The following is a 19,047-nucleotide window of genomic DNA, read 5'->3' as shown; positions in this document are numbered from 1 at the left end:
CATCGAAAGTCAGGTCGCGGAAACGAGTTCGAGCAGCCGCATCAGTTCGGCGTAACGGCGCGCACCCATCCTGGTCCGCAGCTGCTGCTCCGCACGCGCCTCCTCGGCCTGCACCGACTCGACCAGCTCGACGCCGAGCCTGCTCAGCCCGATCAGAATCCGCCGCCGATCACCCTCCGCGGCCAGCCGGAAGATCAGCCCGCGTTCCGCGAGAAAGTCCGCATGCCTGGTCGCCGACGACGGCGCCAGCTGCGATCTGATCGCCAATTCGCTCATTGTGATGCCCGCCTCATCGGACAGATTCGACAGCATCGACCACTGATCGGCCGATAGTTGCCTGGCACAGAGTGCATCGTCGAGGTGACTCAGCCAACGACGTTCCGCAGCACGCAGCGCACCATGCAGCGTGGAATATCCGCCTACAATGGTCGTCATTATTTCCTGCCTGCCCTGAATTTCGCCCGAACGAGAAGAAGAGTACCGAATGTCAGCGTTCGGCGAGAGCCAAGACGGGACGATCGAGATCCTCAACATCGTTCCGATGCAGGGTTCCCAGCGGTATCGTCGCCGCCTCGTGTGACGCGGCAATTTCGCTTGCGGTCGATGAAATCAACGGCAGCACAGGAATTCTGGGACGCGAAATTCGTACCACGAATATCGTTGGACAAACGCACACCCGACGGCCGGGCCCGCATGGCCCGCTACCGCAACCTGCACGGCAGCTTCGCCCCGGCACTGACCAGCTTCAGCAACGCCGGCTACGAGGCCGACACCTCGAGCGCGCTCGCATCGACGGTGGGCTCACTCGCTGTGCCCGATATCCATGCCGCACTCGAAAGCGGCGTACTACTCGAAACCCCCGGCGGCACCCAAGGTTTCCTCGGCAATCAGGCAATCCAGCACGGCTACATCGCCCGCGCCGACGGCATCGACTTCGACGTAGTCGACCGCACCACTCGAGTGAGCGACCGTGACATTCCCGCCCAACCCGCGTACATCCACCGAAGTCGCAAGCATCCCACCAACGCGCCCTTCGGCACGATGACGCCTTCCCCGCAAAGCGAGGCCCAGCACCAGAGTTCGCGGCGCATCCCACCCCCACAGCCGCCGAAGCGCCTCGACCGAAGTCGCAAGCTCAACTACCAACACACCCACTCGGCACGATGACACCTTCCGAGCGAAGCGAGACCCAGCACCAGAGTTCGCGGCGCATCCCACCCCCACAGCCGCCGAAGCGCCCAAACCAAAGTCGCGAGCTCAACTACCAACACACCCACTCGGCACGATGACACCTTCCGAGCGAAGCGAGACCCAGCACCAGAGTTCGCGGCGCATCCCACCTCTACAGCCGCCTAAGCGCCCAAACCAAAGTCGCAAGCTCAGCTACCAACGCACCCACTAGGCACGATGACACCTTCCGAGCGAAGCGAGACCGAGCACTAGAGTTCGCGGCCCGTCTCGCTTCCGAGCCGTCGAAGCGCATGCGCCGCAGGCGCGAGTCTCGACGGCTCGGAAGCGAGACCAAGGGGGCCGCGAACACGCAGCGCCGCAGGCGCTGCCAAAAAAACACAGCCAAAACTACACAGCGATGAGGGTGTCCAGAACAGAAAGGAAGAGCCCAAGGCCGTCGTCGCTCGGGCCCGTCAAGGGCTCGGTGGCGTGCTCGGGGTGGGGCATCAGGCCGACTACGCGGCCGTTGGCCGAGGCGATGCCCGCGATGCCGCGCTGCGAGCCGTTCGGGTTGGCGCCCGCGTAGCGGAATACCACCCGACCTTCGCCCTCGAGCTCGTCGAGCACAGCGGTGGACGCCTGGAAGCGACCCTCACCGGACTTCAGCGGCACGAGGATCTGCGCGCCTGCCTCGTACCGTGAGGTCCACGCGGTATCGGCCGATTCCACCCGCAGCCATTCGTCGCGGCAGATGAAATGCAGGCCCTCGTTGCGGGTCAGCGCGCCGGGCAGCAGACCGGCCTCGCACAGCACCTGGAAGCCGTTGCAGATGCCGAGCACCGGCAGGCCGCGGCCCGCGGCGCGGATGACCTCGCCCATCACCGGCGCGAACCGGGCGATGGCGCCCGCACGCAGGTAATCGCCGTAGGAGAAGCCGCCCGGCACGACGACCGCGTCGACCTGCTTCAGATCGGCGTCGGCATGCCACAGGCTGACCGCTTCCGCGCCTGCCAGCCGCACCGCACGCGCCGCGTCGACGTCGTCGAGCGTGCCGGGAAACGTGATGACCCCGATGCGCGCAGTCATGAGACGCGGACGACCTTCCATTCCTCGATCACGGTGTTGGCGAGCAGCGCCTCAGCGATCTGTTCGAGCTCCGCATCGCTGACACTGTCGTCGATGTCGAGTTCGAATCGCTTGCCCTGCCGCACATCCGAGACTCCGGCGAATCCCAGACGCGGGAGCGCGCCGACGATTGCCTGCCCCTGCGGATCCAGGATCTCGGCCTTCGGCATCACCTCGACCACGACTCGTGCCACGCGTTGCTCCTCAGGTGGTATTGGGGTGTTACCTGTGCAGCGTAGTTGTCCGAGCCGTCCGAGCCGCCTTCGGGGTCGGCTCGGAATCGACAGGGTGCCAATAACCAATCGGCTGGGTGCCAAATAGCCTTGCCACATGCATATAGCCCACTTCGGCCATTCCTGCATTCTCGTCGAACTGCACGGCAAGAAGGTGCTGTTCGATCCCGGTACCTTCGCGCACGGCTTCGAAGGCATCACCGGACTCGACGCGATCGCCGTCACCCATCAGCACCCCGATCACATCGATCCACTGCGGATCGACGCCCTGGTCGAGGCCAATCCCGGCACCCGCCTGCTTGCCGATCCGCAGACTGCGAAGCAACGCGGCGCACCGTGGGAAGCGGTGCACGCAGGCAACGTGCTGACGCTCGGCGGCCTGCAGATCACCGGTGGCGGTGGCAGGCACGCGGTGATCCACCCGGAAATCCCGGTGATCGACAACACCGTGTTCCAGCTCGGCACGGCCGAGGACCCCGCACAGCTCGTCCATCCCGGCGACTCGCTGTGGGTGCCGCCGGTCCCGGTCGGTGTGCTTGCGCTGCCTGCCGTCGCGCCGTGGATGCGGATCAGCGAGGCCGTCGACTACCTGCGTGCGGTCGGTCCGCGCACCGCCTTCCCCATCCACTACGGCATTGTCGTGCCCGAAGCGCAGGGCATCTTCTTCGGCAGGTTTGCCGAAATGCGACCCGCAGATACCGAATTCAGGGTGATCCAGCCCGAGGACACCGCCGAGCTGTAGGTCTCTACGCCTGCTCGGCGTAGCTGGTCAGGAACAAGGCTTCGGCCAAGGCCAGGTGCTCGATCTCGCTGGGGTCCACGCTCTCGTTGGGGGCGTGGATCAGGCATTTCGGTTCCTCGACGCCGAGCAGCATGATCTCGGCGTCCGGGTAGGTGTCGGCGAAGACATTGCACAGCGGGATGGAGCCGCCCTGGCCCTGGGTGGTCGCAGGCCGGCCGTAGGAGGCGGCAAGCGCGGCCTCCATCGCGGCCCGGGCCGGTCCACCGCTGCCGGATTTGAAGGGTGCGCCGGTGGCCTCGACTTCCAGGGTCAGCTTCGCCTGCCACGGCGTGTTCGCGTGCAGGTGCGCGGTGAGCGCTTTCCATGCATGCTCCGGGTCGGTACCCGGTGGGATGCGCAGGTTGAGCCTGGCCCGCGCCGAAGGCTGGATGGATGCCGACGAGCCGACCACGGGTGGCGCATCGATGCCGAGCACCGTCAAAGCCGGTCGCGCCCAGAGCATATCGGCGACGGTGCCGTCCCCGGTCAGTTCGACCCCGCCGAGCACACCTGCGTCCGCGCAGAACTGCTCCTCCGGATACTGCACGCCGGTCCACCGCTGGTCGTTCGACAGACCGGACACGGTGGTGTTGCCGTGCGCGTCACGCAACGAGGCCAGCAGCTGGATCAACGCGGCGAGCGCATCGGGAGCCGGTCCGCCGAACATGCCGGAATGTACAGGGCCCGCGAGGGTTTCGATCGTGACAACCACATTCACGTTGCCGCGCAGCGTTTCGGTGAAGGTCGGCACGCCGACGGCGAAGTTACCGCAGTCGCCGACCAGGATCGCGTCGGCGCGCAACAGCTCCGGGTTGGCCTCGACGAACCGCTCCAGCCCGCCGGTGCCCTGTTCCTCGGAACCCTCTGCCACCAGTGTGATGCCGAGCGGCACCTCCGAACCGAGCGCCCGCAGCGCGGTGAGGTGCATGACGATATTGCCCTTGCAGTCGGCGCTGCCGCGGCCGTACCAGCGCCCGTCTTTCTCGGTCAGCTCCCAGACCGGGGTGCGCCATGCGGCGTCGTCCAACGGCGGCTGGACGTCGTAGTGGCAGTACAGCAATACCGTCGGCGCGCCGGCGGGCGCGGGGCGCGAGGCGATGACAGCTTTACTGCCGTCGGGGGTTTCGTGCAGACCGACCTTGGTCAGCCCGGTCGCGGCGAAGGCATCCGCCACCCACTGCGCGGTCCGGTGGCATTCCGCCGGCGGGAATTGCCGGGCGTCGGCCACCGACTTGAACGAAACCAGCTGGGTGAGATCGGTTTTCGCCTGCGGCATGAGAGCCGCGACCCGCTTGCGCAGTTCGGCTGTACGAGGTTCGTCGGAAGTCATGCCAGCGCCTCACTTGGTTGTGTTGTCGACCTTCATATCCTGTACGTGCGCCAGGTACGCACCGAGACGATCGGTCGGCGCGACGGCGAATTCACCCGACCGATCGGTCTGTGTCGCACCGGTTAGAACATCGAATAGCCCGTCGTCCTGGCGAAGGACGCCATGGCGACCGCGCCCGCCACCGAATTGCCCTTCGCGTCCAGACCGGGCCCCCAGGCGGCGACCGAACATTTGCCGGGCACGATGGACAGGATGCCGCCGCCGACACCGCTCTGGCACGGCAGACCGATCCGGTACGCGAATTCCCCTGCGGCATCGGAGGTCCCACACGTGGTCATGAGCGCGACGAGTTGCCTGGCATCGGCGCGGTGCAGCAGTCGGGAGCCGTCCTCGCGCAGCCCGTCACGCGCGACGAGCAGACCAGCCTTGGCGAGCTGCTCGCAGGTGATGGCGATCGAACATTGCCGGAAATAATGGTCGAGCGCCTGGTGCACCGGATTGATCATGTTGCCGAAACTCGCCATCAGATAGGCCATCGCCCGGTTGCGGTCTCCGGCGCCTTCCTCGGATTCGACCGTCACGCTGTCGACTTGCAGATCCGCAGCGCCGGTTTCCGCGCGCAGCAGGGTGTGCAGCGCGTCGAGGCCGTTGCCGGTGTCGTGCAGTAATTGGTCGGCGACCACGATGGCACCGGGGTTGACGTACGGGTTGCGCGGGATCCCGTTTTCCGTCTCCAGTTCGATGAGCAAGTTGAACGGCGTGCCGGACGGCTCGCGACCCACCCGCTGCCAAATCGGCGTTTCCTTCCTGCTGAGCACCAGAGCCAGCGCGAAGACCTTGGAAATACTCTCGACAGCGAAGGGCGTGTGCGCCTCCCCCACGCTGTAGACGTGCCCGTCGACGGTGGCAATGGTGAAGCCGAACTGCTTCGGATCGGCCTTCACAAGATCGGGAATGTAGTCGGCGACCTGGCCGGAACCGATGCTCGATTCTGTATCAGACATCACTTGCGTTATGACATGCCGATAGTCCATGGTGCGCATAGTAAACGATTGGCATCCATTATTGTTTCGATGAATATGCAGGTACAGCAATAAATTTCAAGTCACCGACACTACTATCCGCAGCATGGCAAACATCAAGCGAGCCGCTACTCGGGAGGCCATTTCGATGTCCGACACCCCTGATCCCGACGACCTTTTCGCGCTGCCCGGCCTCAGCAGGACCGCGCCGAAATCCGGGTTCCCGGCGCTGGAGCTCTTCCCCCAGGTCGCCTACGAAATCGTGCACGACGAACTCATGCTCGACGGTGTCTCCCGGATGAACCTGGCGACCTTCTGCACCACCTGGGTGGACGACCAGGCACGCAGGTTGATGGCCGAATCCCTGGACAAGAACATTGTCGACAAGGACGAGTACCCACAGACGGCCGAACTGGAGCGCCGCTGCGTGCGGATGGTCGCCGACCTGTGGCACTCCCCCGATCCGGCGGGCACGCACGGCACCTCGACCACCGGCTCCAGCGAGGCCGCGATGCTCGGCGGCCTGGCCGCCAAGGTTCGCTGGCGGAAGCGGGGCGGCACCGGGACACCCAACTTCGTCTGCGGTCCGGTACAGGTGTGCTGGGAGAAGTTCGCCCGCTACTTCGACGTCGAAATTCGGCAGATCCCGCTGCGCGGTGATCGCCTGACCATGCATCCCGACGATGTGGCCGCCTTTTGCGATGAGAACACCATCATGGTGGTGCCGACCTTCGGGCAGACCTTCACCGGGCTGTACGAGGATGTCGAGGGGATCGCCAAGGCTCTCGACCAGCTGCAGCGGGTCAGCGGCCTGAACATCCCCATTCATGTGGACGCCGCGAGCGGCGGTTTCCTCGCGCCGTTCACGGCACCGGATCTGATCTGGGACTTCCGGCTGCCCAGGGTGAAGTCGATCAACGCCTCCGGCCACAAGACCGGCCTGGCCCCGCTCGGCTCCGGTTGGGCGATCTGGCGCGAGGCCGCCGACCTGCCGCCGGAGCTGATCTTCAACGTCGACTACCTGGGCGGCAGTATGGCGACCTTCAACCTTAATTTCTCCCGCCCCGGTGGGCAGGTGATCACCCAGTACTACGAGTTCATTCGACTCGGCCGCATCGGCTACACCCGGGTGCAGTCCCAGATCTACCACGTGGCAAAGCACTTGGCAGCAGGCCTGCGCGAACTCGGCCCATTCGAAATGATCCACGCGGGCAATCCGCAACACGGCATCGCTGCGGTGTCGTGGCGGCTGAAAGACGAAGCGGACCAAGGCTTCAATCTCTACGACCTGTCGGATCGGCTGCGCACCCGCGGCTGGTTGATCGCCGCTTACCCGCTGCCCGCCGACCGCGAGAACGAAACCATCATGCGTGCCCTCATTCGGCACGGGTTCACCATCGATATGGCGGAAATACTGCTGTCGGATGTCATCCGCGGCATGAACCAGTTGGTGCGGCATCCGCTGACGACGCCGCTCACCAAGGCGGAGGCGGGCGGCTTCACACACACTGCGACGGCGGCGGTACCGGACAACAAGGCGACCCCGACCAAAGCGAAGTAAGAAACGAGGACCGACGACGACATAAGACCCGCCGCGCGCCGCCGCCCGGTTACGCCATACGGGCGACGGCGCTTCGCGGGGCGGTGCCGACCACACCACTCACCCGACCCTGTCGCGGGCGACCGCGGCTACCGCCGGCGCCCGCGCCTGTCCGGTTCACGCCGCCCGTGCGGCAGTGAACGATTCCCAGCGATAGACGTCACCGACCGCGCCGTGCAGCAGGGCGAGATCGACCGCGTCGAGAATGGCTTGGCGCGGACCCGAGCGGTCGAGCTGAGCGGCCGAGATGGCCAGACGCAGCACGCCACCGCGGCGTGCGGTGCGGGCCGCACCCATCACCAGCGCCCGACACCACCACGGCTCGGCACGGAAGCCCTCGCCGATGCCATACACGCGCGCTTTCTGCGCCACGTTGCGTTCCAGGTCGAGCATCGAGGTCAGCCCGAGCGCGAGCCGGAACCCGACCTCCGGCAGCGCCTCGATAGCCCCCGCCGAAGCATCCCACCGCGGCGCGGCGAACAGCCTGGTGCGCAGCTCCACCTGCTCCATCACCCGATCCGCCGCGGTGAGCCGCAACCGCGCCTCGTGGCGCGGCAGGGTGGCGAACTCGGCCCTGCGCGGCTTGGTCGCCGCCTGGTCGTAACCGTGCAGCACAATGGCGTCACCCCGCGCGCGACGACCACGCAGCCATGCCTGCGTCGCCGGATCGTCGACCAGCCGATACCGCCCCTTGAGCCGCGGCGCGACCAGCAGTGACATCGGCACACCACGCCGATCCATCTCCGCGCCGAACTCGATCGCGGCATTTCGGGTGGTGTCCCTGATCCCCGACACGGACACGATCAGCTGAGCGGTCATGAACCCACGATGCCCTGGCCAGATGTACTGAGCGTGCAGCACGGATGACCTCGCGACGAACACACCGTCACGCTCTTGTCGACTACCAGCGGTCCCAGTGCAGCACTTCGGCCCGAGGCACGTCACCGTCACCGACGCGGGCCTCGACCGGCTGCGCGCGGCGGAGGCGGCCATCCCGGCCCACCTGGACGCAACCTTCGCGGCGCTGACCCCCGCCGAGCGTGCTCAGCTCACCGCGCTACTCGGCAAGCTCCTGGTGTCCAAGCCTGCCGAGTAACCAGGACTCGGCTACGCGTCGGCCAGTCCGACGATGTCGAGCATCCAGGCGTATTCGAACGCGACTTCCTTCCACTTCTCGTAGCGGCCGCTGACCCCGCCGTGACCTGCGCTCATCTCGGTCTTCAACAGCAGCGGGGCGTCGCCGGTCTTGGTGGCGCGCAGCTTGGCGACCCACTTGGCCGGTTCCACGTACAGCACGCGGGTGTCGTTGAGGCTGGTGACGGCCAGGATGGCCGGGTAGTCGGCGGCCACGACATTCTCATACGGCGCGTAGGACTTCATGTAGTCGTAGACGTTCTTGTCCGCCAAGGGATTACCCCACTCGTCCCACTCGATCACAGTGAGCGGCAGGGACGGGTCCAGGATGGAGGTGAGCGGATCGACGAACGGAACATTCGCGAGGATGCCGGCGAACAGCTCCGGCGCCAGGTTCGCCACCGCGCCCATCAGCAGGCCGCCCGCGCTGCCGCCGTCGGCGACCATGACGTCAGCCGAGGTGACATCGGTATCGATGAGATGCCGTGCGCAAGAGACGAAATCGGTGAAGGTGTTCTTCTTGGTGAGCGTCTTGCCGTTCTCGTACCAGAGCCTGCCCATCTCACCGCCGCCGCGCACGTGGGCGACCGCGAACATCATGCCGCGATCGAGCATGGACAGCCGCGAGACCGAGAACGACGGGTCGATGCTGGCCTCGTAGGAGCCGTAACCGTAGAGCAGCAACGGTTTCGGCGTGGAGGTGTCGATGCCCCTCTTCCACACCAACGAGATCGGAATCCGGGTACCGTCGGCGGCGACCGCCCAATCACGATGCTGCTCATAGTCGTTCGGGTCGTATCCGCCGAGCACCGGCTGCTCCTTGCGCAGCAACAGCTCACCGGTGGCTGGCACGTAGTCGAACACCTGCAGCGGCGTGATGAACGAGGTGAGGCCGATCCGCAGCGTCGGCTGCTCCCACTCGGGATTGGCGCCCGAGCCGACCGCGAAGAGCTCCAGATCGAACTCGAGCTCACGGCGCTCGCCGTACCCGGCTTCGGTCAGCGGCCAGACGGCCACCCTGGTCAGCGCCTCACGACGGTAGCTCAGGACCAGGTGATCGGCGAAGCAGTCGATGTCCTCGATCCGCACGTCGTCACGATGCCCGATCAGCAGGGTCATGTTCGACGGGTCGGCGACCGGTGCGTCGGCGAGCACGAAGTTCTCCGCCTTCACTCCGTCGACGACATCGTTGTGCAGGATCAGGAAGCGGTCCTCGCCGCCGACCACCGCATGCTCGGCGGAGTACTCGACGCCCTCGCGGCGCGGCAGGATGACGCGGAATTCGCCCTCGGGGTTGTCGGATTCCAGTACCCAGCCCTCGGTGGTGATCTTGGAGCCGACCCAGATCATCAGGTACTTCTCCGAGCGGGTGGCGCCGATGCTCACCCAGTAGCGCTCGTCGGGCTCGTGGAACACCTGCACGTCGGTGTCGGTGGCGGCGCCGAGGTGGTGGCGCCACACGGTGTCGGGCCGCCACGATTCGTCGACCGTTTGATAGAAGATGTGCGAGCCGTCCAGCGACCAGGTCGCACCGGGCGCGGTCCCCACGATCTCGTCGGCGAGCAACTCGCCGGTGCGGAGGTCCTTGAAACGCAGCACGTACCGCTCGTCACCGGCGGTGTCGACCGAGTAGGCGAGCAGGTTGCCGTCATGGCTCAGCGAGAACGCGCCGAGCGCGAAGAAATCGTGGCCCTCGGCCTGCTCATTGCTATCGAGCAGAATCTGCTCGCCGGGGATCTCGGTGCCCACCTCGAGTTGCGGCGGTGTCCATGCGTCGATCCCCTCGGCGTCGGTATCGATGGGACAGCGGCAGTGCACGCCGTACTGCTTGCCCTCGAAGCTGCGCGAGTAATACCAGTACTCGCCCATCCGCGTCGGCACCGAAAGATCGGTCTCCTGGGTGCGCGCCTTGATCTCGTCGAAAATCTTCTCCCGCAGCGGCTGCAGATGCGCGGTCTGCGCCTCGGTGTGGGCGTTCTCCGCCTCCAAGTACGCGATGACCTCGGGGTTCTCCTTGTCCCGAAGCCACTCGTACTCGTCGACGAACGTATCGCCGTGGTGCACCCGCTCGGTCGGGACCGTCTTGGCGATCGGCGCCGTCACCACCGCCGACCCGCCGTCGGGGTTAGGGATCGTTCCGGTACCTGTGTCGAGAGCCATGGGATCCACCGTAGCGGCGCACCCCGGTGTCGGCGTGTTGGCGGGGCAACTCCGCCATGAGCGGTCTGTTTTGTCGGGCGGTGGCACCCGCACTCCCCGTGGGCTCGCGACCATGCGCCTCACCATTGCCGTCCGGCTCGCCACGGTTGCGGCGGCGCTGTTCGCCGGCACCGGAATCGGCGTGGCCACACCGGCTTCCGCGTGCGCGTGCGGCGGCGTGGCGAGTGCGCGCAACGAGACCGCGTCGGTGGGCAACGAGATCGCGCTGGGCGAAATCACCGTGTTGGAGCGTTGCCGAGCCGTGGGATGGGCGTGCTGTCAGGGGCGAGCCGAGGGGGTTCCGGAGGGGACGGCTTCGTCGCTTCGGGCGCCGGTCAGGATCGCGTCGAGCAGGCCCGGGTAGCAGGCGTCGAGGTCATCGCGCCGCAGTGAGACGAGGTTTTCGCGGCCGGAGGGGATCTGGTGGATCACGCCCCCCTCGCGCAGCACGCGCCAGTGGTGGGTCATCGTCGATTTGGCGTTGACCTCGATGAGCTCGAGCACGCTTGTGCAGTTGTGTTGGCCACCTTCGGCGAGCACGCGCACGGCGGCGAGCCGGATCGGGTTGCCCAGTGCCGAGAGCACGTTCTCGATGCGGATCTGATCGCGGTTCGGGTGCTGGAGAACCATAGTCCGATAGTACCGCGATATACGAACAATCCCTTGACAGATCGTACGCATTAACTAGTACAGTCCAAATGTACGCGTTTATACGTACGATCGAACGGTGTGGGCCCCACCGTTCGGCACCTCCGTCTCACGCAGCCAGAAAGGCGTGCACTCAGATGCCCACCTCACTCACCGGCCAACGGCTGGGCTGGACGCTGGCACTGCTGGCGTTCGCGCAGCTGATCTTCGCGCTCGACCTCAATATCGTCTTCGTCGCACTCCCCGAAATCGGATCCGACCTCGGCTTTCCCGGCCAAACCCAGCAGCTGGTCGTCAGTGCGTACGTCGTGTTCGCCGGCGGCTTCCTGCTGTTCGGCGGGCGCGCGGCCGACCTGCTCGGCCGCCGCAGGATATTCGTGCTCGCACTGACGATCTATGCCGTCTCGTCGCTGATCGGCGGACTTGCGGGCAGCCCGATCACCATCATCATCGCCCGCGCCGTTCAGGGCATCGGCGGTGCGCTGCTGCTGCCCTCGACGCTCGCCCTGCTCAACACCCTGTTCGACGAGGGCCCGAAACGCAATCGGGCACTGGCGATCTGGGGCGGTGCCGGTGCGAGCGGTCTGACGGTCGGCGCATTGCTCGGCGGCGTGCTGACCGACGGCTTCGGTTGGCCGGCAGTCTTTTTCGTGAATGTACCGCTCGCCGGTATCGTCGCGCTCGCCGCACTGGTGGTGATCCCGCGCGATCCAGCGGGCGGCCCGCGTCGCTCCTTCGATCTGCCCGGCGCGCTCAGCGTCACCGTCGGGGCGACCGTGCTGGTGTTCGCGCTCGTCGAGGGTCCCGAATTGGGTTGGGGCAGCCCGTTTGTCGTCGGTGCTTTCGTCGCTGCGTTGCTGCTGCTCGCGCTGTTCACAGCCATCGAGGCGCGCAGCGCGGATCCGCTGGTGCCGTTGCGGCTGTTGCGCAACCGCAGTCTCACCGTCGGCATGGCGGTCGCTTTTCTGTACATGGCGACATTCGGCGTGCTCCCGTACTTCCTTTCGCTGCTCATGCAGGGCGTCCACGGGTACAGCGCACTACAGGCCGGCCTGGCCTTCCTGGTGCCGTCGCTGGCCATCGCCACCGGCACGCAACTCGGTGAGCGACTCACCACCCGCATCGGCGGTCGCACCACCCTGCTCATCGGCTTCGCTGTCGGCGCGGTGGGCACGTTCGTCCTCGCAATCGGCTTCGACCCGGATTCGAGCTTCGCCGCACTGGTCCCCGGCCTGGTGATCTCCGGTGTCGGCCAGGGCATCGTCTGGACTGCCATGTGGATCACCGCGGCAACGGGCACCGCCGCGCACGAGCAGGGGGTGGCGAACGGCATCGCGTCGACGGCAATGAATATCGGAAATGCCATCGGCCTCGCGATCTTCACCGTCCTCGCCGAACTCGGCACCGCGGGCAAGTCCGGTGCTGCCCTGCGGGAGGCCACCGCGCACGGCGAGTCATTCGTGGTCGTCCTGACGGCAGCCGGGATGGCGCTCGGGCTGGTTGTCGTCCTCGTGCTGCCCCGACACCGGGCCACCGATTCGGATGCGGTATCCGCCGGTCGACCGTCGGTCGTCGCGGGATAGCCCACGACGAATGACGAGCCCGGCCCTATGTCGGGCCGGGCTCGTCGTTCCTGCACAGCAGAGTCAGGCCCCGATTGCCTGGCCGATGGTCGGCCACGAGGCGTGCAGGGTGTCCTGCCAGTAGGACCAGGAATGGGTGCCGGTGGGGCGGTAATCGACGTGCGCGGGGATGCCCATGCGGCGCAGACGCTGTTCGAACGAGACGGTGCAGACGTTGACGCCGACCTCCACCGGGCCACCGAGGAAGATGTTCTCGGCCAACTGCGGCTTGATCTCGGCCTCGTACGGGCCGGGGATTCCGGTGCCGGCGGACAGGTAGATCGTCTTGCCGCGCAGTCGCTCGGCCAGCAGCGCCGGATCGTGCTCGGACCAGACGGGGCTGCCCGGCACGCCCCACATCCGCATCGGGTTGCCACCGCGGTTGGCGATCGAGAACATCACCGCAGCCTGGGCAAGACCGGTGTCCGGGCAGGCGCTGTAGCCCGCGACCGCGCGATACAGCTGGGGATTGCGGACCGCAAGAATAAAGGCCGCGTTGCCGCCCATGGACAGGCCGCCGATCGCGTTCACACCGTTGCCACCGAAGCGGTCGTCGATGATCGGCGGCAGCTCCTCGGTCAGGAAGGTCTCCCACCAGTAGCGGCCGAACCGCGGGTCGTCCTGCTGCCAGTCGGTGTAGTAGCTGGCCTGGCCGCCCACCGGGAGCACCACGTTGACGTTCTTGCTCGCGAAGAAGCTCTCGGCATCGGTCGCGTTGGTCCAGGTGCTCTGTCCGACGCCGGGATCCAGGCCGTCGAGCAGGTAGTACGAGGGGCGGGCGCCGCCGCCTCTCGGGTGCAGCACCTGCACCTGGATGATCTTGCCCATCGCCGGCGAGTCGATGAACACCGCGGACTTGGTCGGGCCGAGGTCATCGATCCTGACCACCTGGGCGGCCGCGGCCTGCGCAGGCACCGACACGAGGGGTCCGAACACACCGAGCGAAAAAGACAGCACCACTGCAGCAACAATTCTTCGTCGCATGTCCCGCTCCATCAGCCCACCACACGTGGCAGTCAACGTAACTCACCGATAGCCGTCGCGGGAGGAAATGGCATTCGGGAATTTCTTCAGCAAACCACGGGTCGACGCCACCCGCCACACAGCGCTTTACGAAGCTTGCGCACTCCGCCCGAGCGCGCCGCGAATAGACCCGGCCAAATAATCGAGATCGGCCCGTTTCGGGCTGGTCGGTCGGCCACGCAGGCCGAAGCCGTCACCCGGCATGCGCGGGATCACATGCAGATGCACATGGAACACCTCCTGGCCCGCGGTCACCCCATCGGCCAGAAAAAAGTTCACTCCGTCGCAGCCCACTTCCGACACCCGCAGCGCCGCCGCCAACTGCTGCCCCACCTGGAACAACTTCCCGCCGATCGCCGGATCCAGCTCCGCGAGACTGCGGGCGGCCACCTTCGGCACCACGAGCAGATGCCCCGGCGTCATCGGCCGAATATCCATAAACGCCAGCACATCGTCGTCTTCGTACACCGTGCTCGCGGTCGCCCGCCCGGCGATGATGTCAGCAAAAATCGTGTAAGGGTCCACACGGCACCCTAACGAGCGCACGCGGGCTCCCGCCGACCGGCGTGATCGGCGGAAGCGGCGGCGGTCAGAGGATCGGAGACGGCGTGTAGCGCGCTGCTTCCGGGTAGGAGTCGACGAGCTTCTGCACCTGGGCGATCACCTCGGAGACCTGGGCTTCGGCGGCGCCGATGAAGGCCGACTTCTCGGCAAGGGCGACGTCGAGAGCCGGGCGGTCGAGGGGGAAGCGGTCATCGGCCGCGAGGCGGTCGAGGAGGTCGGGTTCGCGCCCCTGTTCACGCATCGCAAGGGCGACGGCGACCGCGTGTTCCTTGATCACCTCGTGCGCGGTTTCGCGGCCGACGCCGGCCCGGACCGCCGCGATCAGCATCCGGGTGGTGGCAAGGAAGGGCAGGTAGCGGTCGAGTTCACGAGCGACGACGGCCGGGTAGGCGCCGAATTCGGCCAGCACGGTGAGGAAGGTTTCCATCATGCCGTCGATCGCGAAGAAGGCATCCGGCAGCGCGACGCGCCGAACCACCGAACAGAAGACGTCGCCCTCGTTCCACTGCGCGCCCGCCAGCTCCGCGGCCATCGACGCGTAACCACGCAGCACCACCTGCAGGCCGTTGACGCGCTCGCAGGATCGAGTGTTCATCTTGTGCGGCATCGCCGAGCTGCCCACCTGGCCGGGCTGGAAGCCCTCGGTGACCAGCTCGTGGCCCGCCATCAGCCGGATGGTGTGCGCGAACGACGACGGGCCCGCACCAACCTGCACCAACGCCGAAAGCACGTCGTGGTCCAGCGAACGCGGGTACACCTGGCCGACGCTGGTCAGCACGGTGGCGAAGCCGAGATGCCCGGCGACCTGCTGCTCCAGCTTCGCCAGCTTGGCCGAATCGCCACCGAGCAGGTCGAGCATGTCCTGTGCGGTGCCCATCGGGCCCTTGATGCCGCGCAGCGGATACCGCTCGATGAGTTCGCGTAACCGGGTCAGCGCGATCAGCAGCTCGTCGGCCGCGGAAGCGAAACGCTTACCGAGCGTGGTGGCCTGCGCCGCGACATTGTGCGACCGGCCCGCCATCACCAGCGCCTGGTATTCGGCGGCGCGCTCGGCCAGCCGAGCCACGACGGCGACGCCGTGCGCGTGCACGTGCTCGAGCGAGAGCCGGATCTGCAGCTGCTCCACGTTCTCGGTGAGATCGCGGCTCGTCATGCCCTTGTGCACGTGCTCGTGCCCGGCCAGCGCGTTGAATTCCTCGATGCGGGCCTTCACGTCGTGGCGGGTGACCCGCTCACGCTCGGCGATGGAGGCGAGGTCGACCTGGTCGATCACCCGCTCGTAATCGGCGATCACGCCGGGCGGCAGCTCGATGCCGAGTTCCGACTGGGCCCGCAACACCTCCAGCCACAGCCGCCGCTCGAGTACGATCTTGTTCTCGGGCGACCAGAGATGCACCAGTTGCGGACTGGCGTATCGAGTGGCGAGGACATTAGGGACAAGGCTCACGACTGCGCCTCGCTGACGCTCGGCTCCGTCGTAAGCCAGGGCGCTGTGTCTATGGCTCGTTCGCTGCGCTCTCTCACGTCGCATCAGTCTAGTGCCCGGAACCGATCGATCTGCTGCGGCGTAGCGGGCGCGACGATATCGATTACTTCGAGCAGCGCGCCACGCGCCATTCGCCTTGGCTCCGGGTCGAATTCGCTCAACGCGGCCACCACGGCGCCGTCGACGACGGCGACCAGCCTGCGCAATTGCTCCGGCCGCACCATTCGATCGGACCGGCGCAGCACATCGGCGAGCAGCTCGTCCAGTTGCGCTCTTAGTCGTAGCTGCACATCCCGCAATTCCGGGTGCCGCGCCGAGGCCACCGAACGCTCGTAACGCGCGATCAGCTGCCCGCGGGCGTCTTCATCGTTGCCATCGGTCCCCACCAGGAGATCGAGTACCAGATCGACCGTCGCCTCGGCACCGCGCCGCCGGTGGCTGACGTCGCCGACCCGGTGCCGCATCGCGTCCAACTCCGCGTTGCCACTGAATTCGACCGCCCGCGCGATCAGATCATCGAGCGACTCGAAGTAGTACGTGGTCGACGCCAACGGAAGGTCGGCGCGCGTCGCAACAGAGCGATGCCGTACCGCATCGAATCCGCCTTCGAGTAACAACTCGGCGGCGGCGGCTACCAGAGCCTGGCGACGCCGTTCGCCTTTCGGGGTCGTCGCGGTTATCACCGTGCCATCGTGCCAGTCGTCATCAGTTCATCCGTGCGAAATCAGAGAGGAAACCCAGCCATCGTTGTTTTACCCCATCTGGACCTTCGGGGTGACGAACTGTGCAAACTCGTTGCCGGACACGAGGATCAGCCACGCAGATAGTGACCCAGCCGAACCAGCGCCGCCTCGATGTCCGCGGTAGCTCCGGCAAACGAAAAGCGCACGGTCCGATGTCCTGCGACGGTGTCGAAGTCGAGGCCGGGCGCGAGCGCGACCCCGGTGTGGTCGAGCACGTCCGCGCACCACTTCCTGGCATCGTCGGTGAGGTGGCCGATGTCGGCATAGGCGTAGAACGCGCCGTCGGCCGGTGCCAGGTCGGTGATGCCGAGTTCGGCCAGACCGTCCAGCAACAGCCGCCGGTTCACCGCGTAGCGCCGGACATGCCCGTCGAGCTCGGCTTTCGCCTCCGCGCCGAATGCGTGCAGCGCCGCGTACTGGGAAATCGCGGGCGGGCACACCGTCATATTCGAGGCGAGCCGCTGCAACGCGGGTCGTAAACCGCTGGGCGCCAGCATCCAGCCCAATCGCCAGCCGGTCATCGAGAAGTATTTCGACACGGAGCCGATGACCACCGATTCGCGGGAGGTCTCCCACGCCGAGGAAGTGCCCGCGCTATCGCCCGCGTAGGTGATGCCGTGGTAGATCTCGTCGGAGATCAACAGCGTTCCGTGCGCGTCGCACCAGCGCGCCAGGGCGGCGAGTTCCGCGGGATCGATCATCGTGCCGGTCGGATTGGCCGGGCTCGCGACCACCAGGCCCGCAGGCGGCTCCGGCAGCGCCTCCAGCATCGCCACGGTCGGCTGGAACCTGGTCCCGGCGCGGCAATCGAGCTCGACGACGCGACAACCGAGCGCCGCCAAGGTGTTTCGGTAGGCCGGATAGCCGGGACGGGCCACCACGACGGTGTCGCCGGGGTCGAAGGCGGCCAGGAAGATGAGCGTGAACGCGCCCGAGGAACCGGTCGTCACCACCACGTCGTCGGCGTCGACCTGGTAACCGTAGGTGTCGCGGTGGTGCTCGGCGATCGCCTCCCGCAACGGCAGAATCCCGAAAGTCTCTGTGTAGCCGAGCAATTCGGAATCGATCGCGGCCTTCGTCGCGCGTAGCACCGGGGCCGGCGCCGGCGTCGAAGGTTGCCCCGCCGCGAGCACCAGCACATCACCGTGCGATCTGGCGCGCTCCGCGGCGGCTTTCCAGACATCCATCACGTAGAAAGGTGGAATGGTCGACCGGCGAGATTCTCTTGGCACCCGACAGACGGTAGATGGTCGAGCCCGGCAACGCTTCGCTGACGCCCGGCCTTTGTCGGGCGCTATCGATACCGGAGGTCGATCAAGAGCGCTCCGCTGCCCCGAACGAGGAGGTGTGTCGGCACGCGGTCGGGCTTCGTCAGGTCCGCGATCAGGCTATGGTCGGCTCAATGCTTGACAAAGCTCGCCGCGCGGGGCTGGAACGCGTACGTGGAGTGGGTGGCATCGGGGTCATTCCGCGGGATTGGCGTGCCGAGCCACAGGAACGCCCCCACCGCGACGTCAGCGCCCTGATTGCGCGCGCCGAGCGCGAACTGCACAACCTGCGGCAGCGACCGCGGCCCGACCCGCGCAAGCTCTGGCAGCGGCGACTGGAGCCCGACTACCGCGCGCTCTTGCGCAAGCATCGGATCCTGATCGCCGGTCTCTGCGCGACAGCGCTGTTCGCCGCCGCCGATTCGTCGTTCACCTGGGGGCTCACCGACCGGGTTCCCGGTCCGGGCGAAGCGCAGCGCGTCGCCTTCGCCTATCCGCAGCAGATGCAGTCGACCCCGCCGTCGGTGCGCAGGTACCTCAACGCGATCGCCAACGGCGAGCTACTCCGCGAGCAGGCGGTGGTCGCCGCCGCCGCGCGCAGCACCCTCGAACGCGCCAAGGCCGAGGCCGCCGCCGCTGTCGCCGGGGAACAGCAGCCGTGGATGACCGGCAGCGCGCCGGTGTACCCCGGCTCGATCGTGCCGGGCAGTGGCGGCTTCGTGCTGCCGACCCGAGGCATCTTCACCTCCGGATTCGGTTCCCGTTGGGGCACCTTCCACAACGGCATCGATATCGCGGGACCGATCGGCACGCCGATATACGCCGTCGCCAACGGCACCGTCATCGATGCGGGCCCGGCCCAGGGCTTCGGGCTATGGGTGCGCATCCGGCACGACGACGGCACCATCACGGTCTACGGGCACATGTACGACTTCTTCGTGTCCGTCGGCGAGCGCGTCCCGGCGGGCATGCAGATCGCGCGCATGGGCAACCGCGGCGATTCTTCTGGTCCGCACCTGCACTTCGAGGTCATCCTCGGCGGCCAGCACGTGGACCCCCAACAATGGCTGGCGGTCCACGGCCTCACCTTCGGATAACT

19 protein-coding genes are annotated in these 19,047 nt (G+C 66.7%); 6 read left to right on the top strand and 13 right to left on the bottom strand.

The window, feature by feature from the left end:
* Positions 1-9: 9 nt before the first annotated feature.
* On the bottom strand, positions 10-435 hold the full coding sequence (locus tag OHA42_RS08300; RefSeq protein WP_406235895.1) for a MarR family winged helix-turn-helix transcriptional regulator: 426 nt from the start codon (positions 433-435) through the stop codon (positions 10-12).
* A 168-nt stretch (positions 436-603) separates the two neighbouring features.
* On the opposite strand from OHA42_RS08300, the gene OHA42_RS08295 reads away from it, so the two are divergent.
* A complete protein-coding gene (locus OHA42_RS08295; protein WP_406235893.1) occupies positions 604-1,167 on the top strand; it encodes a hypothetical protein in 564 nt (187 codons plus the stop codon).
* A gap of 411 nt (positions 1,168-1,578) precedes the next feature.
* Here OHA42_RS08295 and purQ read toward each other — a convergent pair whose 3' ends face one another.
* Together purQ and purS are read right to left on the bottom strand one after the other, a co-directional pair.
* Entirely contained in the window at positions 1,579-2,256 is a 678-nt protein-coding gene (gene purQ / locus OHA42_RS08290) for a phosphoribosylformylglycinamidine synthase subunit PurQ (RefSeq protein WP_406235892.1), read from the bottom strand.
* Positions 2,253-2,489, bottom strand: coding sequence for a phosphoribosylformylglycinamidine synthase subunit PurS (gene purS / locus OHA42_RS08285; RefSeq protein ID WP_328408768.1), 237 nt, complete (start codon positions 2,487-2,489; stop codon positions 2,253-2,255). Before purS ends, purQ begins: the two co-directional genes overlap by 4 nt.
* Positions 2,490-2,625: 136 nt before the next feature.
* On the opposite strand from purS, the gene OHA42_RS08280 reads away from it, so the two are divergent.
* Entirely contained in the window at positions 2,626-3,270 is a 645-nt protein-coding gene (locus tag OHA42_RS08280) for an MBL fold metallo-hydrolase (protein ID WP_406235889.1), read from the top strand.
* Between the two features lie 4 nt (positions 3,271-3,274).
* Here OHA42_RS08280 and OHA42_RS08275 read toward each other — a convergent pair whose 3' ends face one another.
* Together OHA42_RS08275 and OHA42_RS08270 are read right to left on the bottom strand one after the other, a co-directional pair.
* Entirely contained in the window at positions 3,275-4,639 is a 1,365-nt protein-coding gene (locus OHA42_RS08275; RefSeq protein ID WP_406235888.1) for a dipeptidase, read from the bottom strand.
* A gap of 122 nt (positions 4,640-4,761) precedes the next feature.
* Entirely contained in the window at positions 4,762-5,643 is an 882-nt protein-coding gene (locus tag OHA42_RS08270) for a glutaminase (protein ID WP_406235886.1), read from the bottom strand.
* Between the two features lie 124 nt (positions 5,644-5,767).
* Here OHA42_RS08270 and OHA42_RS08265 point away from each other — a divergent pair, with 124 nt between their 5' ends.
* Complete coding sequence (locus OHA42_RS08265) at positions 5,768-7,222, top strand: glutamate decarboxylase (RefSeq protein WP_406235884.1); 1,455 nt, start codon at positions 5,768-5,770, stop codon at positions 7,220-7,222.
* 156 nt (positions 7,223-7,378) lie between these two features.
* Here the strand turns inward: OHA42_RS08265 and OHA42_RS08260 are convergent, their stop codons facing one another.
* Positions 7,379-8,080, bottom strand: coding sequence for a DUF2334 domain-containing protein (locus OHA42_RS08260; protein WP_406235882.1), 702 nt, complete (start codon positions 8,078-8,080; stop codon positions 7,379-7,381).
* A 97-nt stretch (positions 8,081-8,177) separates the two neighbouring features.
* Here OHA42_RS08260 and OHA42_RS08255 point away from each other — a divergent pair, with 97 nt between their 5' ends.
* The gene (locus OHA42_RS08255; protein WP_406235880.1) at positions 8,178-8,357 is read left to right on the top strand and encodes a hypothetical protein; all 180 of its coding nucleotides are present in this window, start codon (positions 8,178-8,180) and stop codon (positions 8,355-8,357) included.
* An 11-nt stretch (positions 8,358-8,368) separates the two neighbouring features.
* Here the strand turns inward: OHA42_RS08255 and OHA42_RS08250 are convergent, their stop codons facing one another.
* Together OHA42_RS08250 and OHA42_RS08245 are read right to left on the bottom strand one after the other, a co-directional pair.
* Entirely contained in the window at positions 8,369-10,555 is a 2,187-nt protein-coding gene (locus tag OHA42_RS08250) for a S9 family peptidase (RefSeq protein WP_406235878.1), read from the bottom strand.
* Between the two features lie 318 nt (positions 10,556-10,873).
* Positions 10,874-11,224, bottom strand: coding sequence for a helix-turn-helix transcriptional regulator (locus tag OHA42_RS08245; RefSeq protein ID WP_328408752.1), 351 nt, complete (start codon positions 11,222-11,224; stop codon positions 10,874-10,876).
* A gap of 155 nt (positions 11,225-11,379) precedes the next feature.
* Between OHA42_RS08245 and OHA42_RS08240 the strand changes: the two genes are divergently transcribed.
* Positions 11,380-12,825, top strand: coding sequence for an MFS transporter (locus OHA42_RS08240; RefSeq protein ID WP_406235876.1), 1,446 nt, complete (start codon positions 11,380-11,382; stop codon positions 12,823-12,825).
* A 63-nt stretch (positions 12,826-12,888) separates the two neighbouring features.
* Here OHA42_RS08240 and OHA42_RS08235 read toward each other — a convergent pair whose 3' ends face one another.
* From OHA42_RS08235 to OHA42_RS08215, 5 genes are all read right to left on the bottom strand, one after another.
* The gene (locus tag OHA42_RS08235) at positions 12,889-13,848 is read right to left on the bottom strand and encodes an alpha/beta hydrolase (RefSeq protein ID WP_406235874.1); all 960 of its coding nucleotides are present in this window, start codon (positions 13,846-13,848) and stop codon (positions 12,889-12,891) included.
* A gap of 126 nt (positions 13,849-13,974) precedes the next feature.
* Positions 13,975-14,412: an HIT family protein gene (locus OHA42_RS08230; RefSeq protein ID WP_406235872.1), complete on the bottom strand. Its 438-nt coding sequence runs from the start codon at positions 14,410-14,412 to the stop codon at positions 13,975-13,977.
* 64 nt (positions 14,413-14,476) lie between these two features.
* Positions 14,477-15,898, bottom strand: coding sequence for an adenylosuccinate lyase (gene purB, locus OHA42_RS08225; protein ID WP_406235870.1), 1,422 nt, complete (start codon positions 15,896-15,898; stop codon positions 14,477-14,479).
* Positions 15,899-15,981: 83 nt separating this feature from the next.
* Complete coding sequence (locus OHA42_RS08220; RefSeq protein WP_406235868.1) at positions 15,982-16,620, bottom strand: TetR/AcrR family transcriptional regulator; 639 nt, start codon at positions 16,618-16,620, stop codon at positions 15,982-15,984.
* Positions 16,621-16,748: 128 nt separating this feature from the next.
* Positions 16,749-17,912 (bottom strand): pyridoxal phosphate-dependent aminotransferase, encoded by a 1,164-nt coding sequence (locus tag OHA42_RS08215; RefSeq protein ID WP_406235866.1) that lies wholly within the window; start codon positions 17,910-17,912, stop codon positions 16,749-16,751.
* Positions 17,913-18,082: 170 nt separating this feature from the next.
* Here OHA42_RS08215 and OHA42_RS08210 point away from each other — a divergent pair, with 170 nt between their 5' ends.
* Complete coding sequence (locus OHA42_RS08210) at positions 18,083-19,045, top strand: M23 family metallopeptidase (RefSeq protein WP_406235864.1); 963 nt, start codon at positions 18,083-18,085, stop codon at positions 19,043-19,045.
* Positions 19,046-19,047: the final 2 nt, after the last annotated feature.

Origin of the sequence: Nocardia sp. NBC_01009 (assembly GCF_045208035.1) — a bacterium.
Lineage (GTDB): Bacteria > Actinomycetota > Actinomycetes > Mycobacteriales > Mycobacteriaceae > Nocardia.
This window is presented reverse-complemented; position numbering and strand designations above follow the sequence as displayed.

What these genes read in the sequence shown, in the direction of transcription:
- OHA42_RS08275 (WP_406235888.1), bottom strand. Translation starts at nt 4,639, where the DNA reads ATGACTTCCGACGAACCTCGTACAGCCGAACTGCGCAAGCGGGTCGCG.
- OHA42_RS08250 (WP_406235878.1), bottom strand. Translation starts at nt 10,555, where the DNA reads ATGGCTCTCGACACAGGTACCGGAACGATCCCTAACCCCGACGGCGGG.
- OHA42_RS08260 (WP_406235882.1), bottom strand. Translation starts at nt 8,080, where the DNA reads ATGACCGCTCAGCTGATCGTGTCCGTGTCGGGGATCAGGGACACCACC.
- OHA42_RS08240 (WP_406235876.1), top strand. Translation starts at nt 11,380, where the DNA reads ATGCCCACCTCACTCACCGGCCAACGGCTGGGCTGGACGCTGGCACTG.
- OHA42_RS08280 (WP_406235889.1), top strand. Translation starts at nt 2,626, where the DNA reads ATGCATATAGCCCACTTCGGCCATTCCTGCATTCTCGTCGAACTGCAC.
- purQ (WP_406235892.1), bottom strand. Translation starts at nt 2,256, where the DNA reads ATGACTGCGCGCATCGGGGTCATCACGTTTCCCGGCACGCTCGACGAC.
- OHA42_RS08270 (WP_406235886.1), bottom strand. Translation starts at nt 5,643, where the DNA reads ATGTCTGATACAGAATCGAGCATCGGTTCCGGCCAGGTCGCCGACTAC.
- OHA42_RS08295 (WP_406235893.1), top strand. Translation starts at nt 604, where the DNA reads ATGAAATCAACGGCAGCACAGGAATTCTGGGACGCGAAATTCGTACCA.
- OHA42_RS08265 (WP_406235884.1), top strand. Translation starts at nt 5,768, where the DNA reads ATGGCAAACATCAAGCGAGCCGCTACTCGGGAGGCCATTTCGATGTCC.
- OHA42_RS08245 (WP_328408752.1), bottom strand. Translation starts at nt 11,224, where the DNA reads ATGGTTCTCCAGCACCCGAACCGCGATCAGATCCGCATCGAGAACGTG.
- OHA42_RS08235 (WP_406235874.1), bottom strand. Translation starts at nt 13,848, where the DNA reads ATGCGACGAAGAATTGTTGCTGCAGTGGTGCTGTCTTTTTCGCTCGGT.
- OHA42_RS08300 (WP_406235895.1), bottom strand. Translation starts at nt 435, where the DNA reads ATGACGACCATTGTAGGCGGATATTCCACGCTGCATGGTGCGCTGCGT.
- OHA42_RS08210 (WP_406235864.1), top strand. Translation starts at nt 18,083, where the DNA reads ATGCTTGACAAAGCTCGCCGCGCGGGGCTGGAACGCGTACGTGGAGTG.